5 protein-coding genes and 1 pseudogene are annotated in these 6,709 nt (G+C 39.5%); 2 read left to right on the top strand and 4 right to left on the bottom strand.

Translation table 11 applies throughout. The features are described from left to right. Positions 1–15: 15 nt before the first annotated feature. On the bottom strand, positions 16–1,194 hold the full coding sequence (locus H5118_RS17850) for an IS4 family transposase (RefSeq protein ID WP_182749617.1): 1,179 nt from the start codon (positions 1,192–1,194) through the stop codon (positions 16–18). Between the two features lie 163 nt (positions 1,195–1,357). On the opposite strand from H5118_RS17850, the gene H5118_RS17845 reads away from it, so the two are divergent. Both H5118_RS17845 and H5118_RS17840 read left to right on the top strand, forming a co-directional pair. Next, positions 1,358–2,434 (top strand): HipA domain-containing protein, encoded by a 1,077-nt coding sequence (locus tag H5118_RS17845; RefSeq protein ID WP_259398000.1) that lies wholly within the window; start codon positions 1,358–1,360, stop codon positions 2,432–2,434. A 409-nt stretch (positions 2,435–2,843) separates the two neighbouring features. Beyond that, the gene (locus tag H5118_RS17840; RefSeq protein WP_182749620.1) at positions 2,844–3,938 is read left to right on the top strand and encodes a Fic family protein; all 1,095 of its coding nucleotides are present in this window, start codon (positions 2,844–2,846) and stop codon (positions 3,936–3,938) included. 174 nt (positions 3,939–4,112) lie between these two features. Here the strand turns inward: H5118_RS17840 and hepT are convergent, their stop codons facing one another. The 3 genes and pseudogenes from hepT to H5118_RS17830 form a co-directional block, all read right to left on the bottom strand. Next, the gene (gene hepT / locus H5118_RS17835) at positions 4,113–4,595 is read right to left on the bottom strand and encodes a type VII toxin-antitoxin system HepT family RNase toxin (RefSeq protein ID WP_182749619.1); all 483 of its coding nucleotides are present in this window, start codon (positions 4,593–4,595) and stop codon (positions 4,113–4,115) included. After that, positions 4,578–4,919 (bottom strand): annotated as a pseudogene (gene mntA, locus H5118_RS20690) (type VII toxin-antitoxin system MntA family adenylyltransferase antitoxin); the annotation flags it as partial. The pseudogene mntA and the gene hepT, both read right to left, overlap by 18 nt. Before the next feature lie 232 nt (positions 4,920–5,151). Continuing rightward, on the bottom strand, positions 5,152–6,651 hold the full coding sequence (locus H5118_RS17830) for a DUF2235 domain-containing protein (RefSeq protein WP_154904082.1): 1,500 nt from the start codon (positions 6,649–6,651) through the stop codon (positions 5,152–5,154). Between the last annotated feature and the right edge of the window lie 58 nt (positions 6,652–6,709).

Below are 6,709 nucleotides of genomic sequence, written 5' to 3'. Positions count from 1 at the left end.
TGAGGGATCCCCACTTTATCCAGCGGCCTCTTTTTCGTAATTCAAAATAAAGTTTTTTAAACTTTTTTCTATATAGCTTTGTGTAATACGTCTCTTACATAGCTTTATGACTTGCTTGGCTAAGGTTAAAAATGAAAGAACTCGGCGATTCTTAACGCTATTTGCTTGAAATTTTATATGCCACTTTCTTTTTTCTGCTTCACACCCTATAAACCATAACGCAGTGCTCGCTATTGTGGCTATCAAGCATAATATTCCTATTCTATTTATGCCGGTGCTTTTACTAAAACGCCACGAAAAACCATATCTCAAACTTTTGTCATCGCGGAAATTTTGCTCTATTTGCATTCTTTTACTATATAAACCAACTACTCGCTTACTCGTCATTGTATTGTCTGATGTCGCGAGTAACCATGGCTCTTTAGCTAAGTTTTGATACATTTTTGTATCTTTCGTAAATCTGCTTTTTCCTTTTCTTCCTTTATTTTTTCCATGATATACGTGTAAAAATGCATCGCATGCTGTCGGGCTGGACTGAGTTAGTCGTGCTTGACCTAACGCCTTAGGTATATCGCTGGCACCAGCCCTAAGTTGTTTTAATGTATGCCATTGTGATTGCATGGCTAGTTTACACTTCATTGAGCCTCTTAATCGACCTATCATATGCCAACCAAGTTCGCGTACTTTACTATACCAAGGCGTAAGAAAGCCGCCGTCTGTTACAATATAGACACTAGAATGTCGTCCAAGCACTTCATAAAGTTCATCTAAAAACAGGCTGTTGGTTGCTGGGCTATCAAAATCCTTCTGCTCAACAATCATGTTATAAATCACGATAGAGCGCCCATCCACAAGTAAGCTTGCTCGCAGTAAGTGATAGTCGTGACCACAGGCACCGCTCCAGTCAACGGCAATTGCAAGCATGGGTAAAGAGTCAATAATAGGATGAGCTAATGCTTCATAGATAGCGACCCTTTCATTGTAGAGGTGAGTATTTTTTAAGAAGCGATCAACGCGTTTTATTTTATGTTTTACATCCACAGCGCCAGACAAATTTCTGCCGATTTCAGTTAAGGTAAGTTTATTGCCCGAAATTAATGCATTACTGCAGCTTAGTAATGTTTTTACTCTGGCATTATTGAATGGCGCTAATGCATGTTTAAAGTACTTATGGCAAACTGATGTCTCAGGCATAGCAGTTGTGACTTATGTGGGTTGTGGTGATTTACATAAGATCATAAATTGCTGTGCCTGTCACGTTTTGGGGATTCGTCAGCCCTTCGGGCAGCGCCTGTTTGGCATTAATGCTACGTTATCGCCCATTTATGGGGAATAACCACACTGCATAGGCTCTGCCTTGCCTAAATACCAAACAGGCTGCTGCAAATTTAACCTTGAAAGAACAGCAGACCCTAGTGACGAGCTAAGCCAAAAACTTAAACGCTTTGTACAAGTTGGAGAACCAATTACTCATTGGGATGGCCGAACTCGGCTCTCTGTTGCTGGCGTTCAAGACAAACTAAACCTACTCGAAATCGATAGTAAATTAGGATTTGGTGAAGGGGAGCTATGTTCTAATAAAATTTTTAAATTTGAAACAGGTACCGCGCCTTTCATTGCAGTAAATGAACTTTTTACCATGCTTTTGGCAAAAGAGTCGGGGCTCAATGTTCCCCATGTTGAGTTGCGCACTTACGCAGATGTAAGAGTATTTGTAATAGATCGCTTTGATAGGCGCGTTACACAAGATCAAAACCGTGTATTACGTCGTCATATTATTGATGGTTGCCAAGCCACTAATTTACCTCCTTCTTATAAATATGAGCGTCAGCATGGTGATGATGGGGATGGTATTTATATTCGAGATGGCGTTTCTTTTGCAAAACTCTTTAGTGTTAAAACAACGAATGTACAAGCGTATGAGGCTCAGCTTATTCGTTGGATGACATTTAATATTTTAGTACGTAATTACGATGCTCATGGCAAAAACATTAGTTTTTTTGTTGGTAAAAATGGTTTAGAGCTTACGCCGTTTTACGACTTGGTAAATATAGAGGCTATTATTGAGCAGGGAAGCATTGACCGTGATATGGGCTATTTACAGCCTAAAATATCAAGGTGCTATGCTATGTCAGTGGGGGAGCATAATTCGCAAAGTGCGGGCAATTTTACTAATGAGATTACAGCTTACATGTTAGCTGATTTTGCTGATGAATTTGCTATTTCACTACCACGGATGCAACTACTTATGAGTCAAACCGTTGATTCTGTATTAGCCGCAATTGATACGGCTACAGTTTCTGCTGTTAAAAATAACTTATCTTCTGCTGAATTAGCACACATTGATTTGTGCATAAAAATAATTAATAAAGCTGCAAATAAGCTGAGTGAGCAAATAATACAACTACCAAATATGCATTTATTTAAATATTAGAAAATAAATACACGTATTTTGAGTGATAAATTCATATTTTGGTTGTCAGCATCAACGCGATATTTGCAAATTAAAATTAAAAGCGAGAGATAAATTCCGGCTTACAATTTAAAAGCTACGCTTTTCGCGCGAGCAAGCTTCGCGCCTACAGGTGTTGAGCTTGGCCTTATTTAAAAGCCAAAGCACGATATGAAATCGCACCTACGCTTTTGTTAAGAGTGGTGTTTACATTAATGTAGGTGAGGTTTTATACCTCGCTTAAAAATGGATTGTTTTTACCATTGAAAAGTGAATTATTGTTCAATGTAGCGCTTAAAAGTAATGAGGCAATTAACTCTTCTATTCGCCTCATTGCATGAGGCAAATAAATAACATAGACTGAAGCTAATTACCTTTAGGACTAATGACTATGTGGATATGGCAACAGCAAAACTGGCCAAACTTTACGTGGGATGCTGCAGTGCTTGCTCCTTTACTAAGGGATCTTTCATATAATCAAGGTTTATTAGTAGGGCGTATGGGCGTGCAAAGTGCTCAACAAAAGCAGCAGGCCCTTGATACCTTACTTGCAAATATTATTTACTCCAGTGCGATTGAGGGTGAAAAGCTTAATGCATTTTCGGTTCGCTCTTCTCTTGCTAAAAAGCTCAATATTAATGAGCAACCTTACCCAACAACAGTGCAAAGCGATAATCTTGCAGAGATTATGCTTGATGCAATAAATAACACAGACTCACCGCTTAATTTAGAGCGAGTGCTTAATTGGCATCGCTTATTGTTTGCAGGTGAGCAAAGCTTATTTACTAAAATTGAGGGCGGGCAATTGCGTGGTGACGAGCCAATGCAAGTGGTGTCGGGGCGCTTAGATAAACCGGTATTACATTTTACGGCGCCTCCTAAAGAGCGAGTAAATAAAGAGCTTTCGCTATTTTTTAACTGGTTTAACAAAACGCAAAACGAACCTCAAATAGATCCTTTTATTCGGGCAGCTATCGCACACTTATGGTTTGTAACAATACATCCACTTGAGGATGGTAATGGGCGTATTACACGCCTTATAACCGACCTGGCATTAGCGCAAGAACATGCTGAGTCAATTCGGTTTTACGCTATGTCGGTGGCTATTTTAGAAGACAGAAAAAGCTACTACGAGGTGCTTGAAGCCACTCAACGTGGAGATCTTTGTATTACAAAGTGGATTAAGTGGTTTTTATGTACGCTTAATAATGCGATACACCATACGCTTAATAATATTGAGCAAACAATTTTTAAAACCAATTACTGGGCAAGTAAAGATCAAACAAAGCTAGGTGAGCAGCAAGTAAAAGTGCTTAATAAGTTACTTGATGGCCAATTTGAACAGGGTATTAGCGCGAGTCAGTATCAAAAGGTAGCTAAGGTTAGCCGTGCAACCGCAACACGCCATTTATCGGACTTGCAAACGCTTGGATTTTTAACAAAAACCGCCGCAGGTGGGCGTAGTACACGTTACAAAATTGCCTAATGAGACAATTAAACATGTTATTCGCCTCATTGTGTGAGGCGAATAGGTGTTTGAATTATTGTAGGTGAGGTTTTATACCTCGCATGGTGTTTTTATAAAGCCAAAGCGCGATGTAAAATCGCACCTACGGTTTTGTTCAGTGCAGTGGTTTAATTATTGTAGGTGAGGTTTTATCTATGAATCTTTGTTTAGCTCTGTAATCGCTTTAATACTAAATGCGTGCATAGTTGTGTAGTGTTGCTTTTTAATGATTGTTTTAACGATACTTTGGTCAATATTTAAGTAATCGTGAACAAGAGCATTTCGTAAGCCTATAATTTTACGCCATGACAGTAGTTCTGCCTCGCTCAAAAAGCCTAAATTAGTAAGTTCGCTAAATGTTTGATAGGCGTTGCTACTGGTACTACTTTTGTGCTGCTTTAGCCAATGCTTTGATAAACCAATACACACCTCGGTCATTAACTGTAGTAATCGCTCTGCAGCTCGGTAGTCTCTACTATTAAGTGAATCGATTTGACTGAGTTCGTCGAGTTCTTGCATATATTCGTCAATATGGCGTGTTACTTCACTTAAATAAAGTGTAATTCCGGTATCAGTATGTTTACTCGCTATGGTTTCAAATTCGAACTGGCTATTTATACGCTGCTGCTCTTTCATCGCTCTAACACTATTATTGCTTATAATTATTTTTCCATATTCAATAACGTTGAAAGCTAAATAACTTGGAATAATATTTATATCAACAATCGAAATAAGTTGTTCGTTAAGATTAAGTGCATTACTTATTTCAAGCTCAAGCTCTTTTGGCCTAAGGCGCTTATCGAACGATTCCAGATCAAAGTTTTTAAATGCTATGGCTAAGTCAATGTCACTATGGGGCTGGGCTGTCCCTTTTGCGTGGGAGCCATATAGCCAAACTACATCAATGTCGGTGTTTTGATGTAAATACTCAATTATTTTTTGTATAACTTCATTTGCCACGAAAAAGTAACCATTGATAAAAACAGTAATAATAACCTATCAGTTTTATAGTGAACATTAAAACTGATATTTGTTTTATTTAATTTAAAAGCTTCGCTTTTCGCGCGAGCAAGCTTTGCGCCTACAGGAGTTTAGGCGGGCTTTGTAGCGTTGATTGGGAGATATGAGCCGTTACTAAAGAGCTAAGTGCGATGTAAAATCGCACCTACAATTTAAAAGCTTCGGGTACCTATTACTCCAACCGCGTTACTTTCACTTTTATTTTACCTGCATTAGCGCCGTAAAAGCGGCTTAAGTCGTTTGCAAATGGGCAAAACTCGCCAGATTTATCCATTTTAATATCGGCGCCGTTGGCTATTTCAAAAAGGTGGTCGTCGTTTTTATTTATAGCACCAATAAGTGAAAACCATTGTGCACGAGGAAATCGTCTAAATGGTTCAAGCACAGCCATGGGGATTTCTTTTACGCCAAGTTGTACGTTATCGCGGTTCCAGCCTAATGGCGTGCACTTTATGCCATCGTCAAACCAGTATTGATTTGGGTATGGGGTAAAGCGGTACGTAGCGCCTTGCTCTAGCATAAGGCCGGTTGCGTTATATTGCTCTGAGGCAAATACCATTACATCTTGGCTTTGGTTAATGCTCAGCACATTCATGTTTTGATTAGCCAGTTCTATATGTTGGCTTAAACCAATAAAGCTAAGTGTGGTGTTGTCGTTATAGCTAATTTTGTAATGCAGTTTTTTAAGCGATTCTGGGCGGTAACTGGTTAGCTTATTAATGCGTTCGGCTACGCTGTAGTGCACTAAAGGCTCAAGGTTGCTGGCTTCGTCATCAATTAATACATAGCACTGCCTATCTACTAATTTAAAAAATGGGTTAAACCAAAAGTAATTTTGTTGGTGACTTAATGCGAGCGGATCGGGCGTTACGGTTACGTCATCTTGTGCTACTAAGTTGCTATCGGGAAGTAGGGTTTCGTAATCTATATCGTGGCTAGTGAGTAACGAAATATTAAGCGGTTGTTCTATTAACCACTCAAGTGCGTAGCGCAAGCAAATATCGGCTAGGCCATCGCGGTAGTAACCGCCGCCAATGTCTGAATGCGCTCCTGCAAACCATAGCTCGGTAATATTGCTTTGATGGTTCATGAGTGTGGGTTCAAACGCGCGGCGTTTTTCGTCAAGGGCTACGCAGTGCAGCGCGTGAGTAATGTTGTTGGCAATGGTGTGGTTTTCAAAAATAACGTGCTCTGCGCCGCGTGTGGCTTTACTTACTTTTGATAAGCCAATAGAGGCGACGGTATCAAATACACATACGTAAACATTATCAGCAATTAAAGGCTCTAGGATTTTGGCAAAACGCCTAGCAAGTGCACCGCCTCGGCTAAAACCCGTTAGCAGTATGGCATCGCCTATTAGGTAGTGAGCTTTAAAGTCGCTTAATGCTTGATTTAAAATACTGGCTACGTCGTCACCACGAGGTGCAAGGGTTTGGTTTAAAATGCGTTTAAGGCGGCTGCCTTTAGTGCCAATACCTTGATAATAAAAACTGAGTTGGTTAGCAAAAGGAGTAATGGGGGAGTCTTCTAATTTACCGCCAAGCAGTAAATGCAATTTTAGAATGTTGGTAATATTAGAGTCTTCTTTAAAATGCTCTGAGCTAAATTGCTCTGCATCACGGGGCTCGTTTCCTGTGCCGTCAAAATTAAAAATTAGCGTTTTACCCGTCATAACCCAATTTCCTTAGTTGTTTTAAATACTCTACACAGACAATGTTAAATATTAAAGA

This window comes from Pseudoalteromonas sp. SR41-1 (assembly GCF_014164015.1).
Lineage (GTDB): Bacteria > Pseudomonadota > Gammaproteobacteria > Enterobacterales > Alteromonadaceae > Pseudoalteromonas > Pseudoalteromonas distincta.
The sequence above is the reverse complement of the archived record's forward strand: the minus strand, read 5'-3'. Positions and strand labels throughout refer to the sequence as shown.

Excerpts from the sequence above, each read along its gene's own strand:
- hepT (WP_182749619.1), bottom strand. The coding sequence starts at position 4,595 with ATGAAAGAGCAGCAGCGTATAAATAGCCAGTTCGAATTTGAAACCATA.
- H5118_RS17840 (WP_182749620.1), top strand. The coding sequence starts at position 2,844 with ATGTGGATATGGCAACAGCAAAACTGGCCAAACTTTACGTGGGATGCT.
- H5118_RS17850 (WP_182749617.1), bottom strand. The coding sequence starts at position 1,194 with ATGCCTGAGACATCAGTTTGCCATAAGTACTTTAAACATGCATTAGCG.
- H5118_RS17830 (WP_154904082.1), bottom strand. The coding sequence starts at position 6,651 with ATGACGGGTAAAACGCTAATTTTTAATTTTGACGGCACAGGAAACGAG.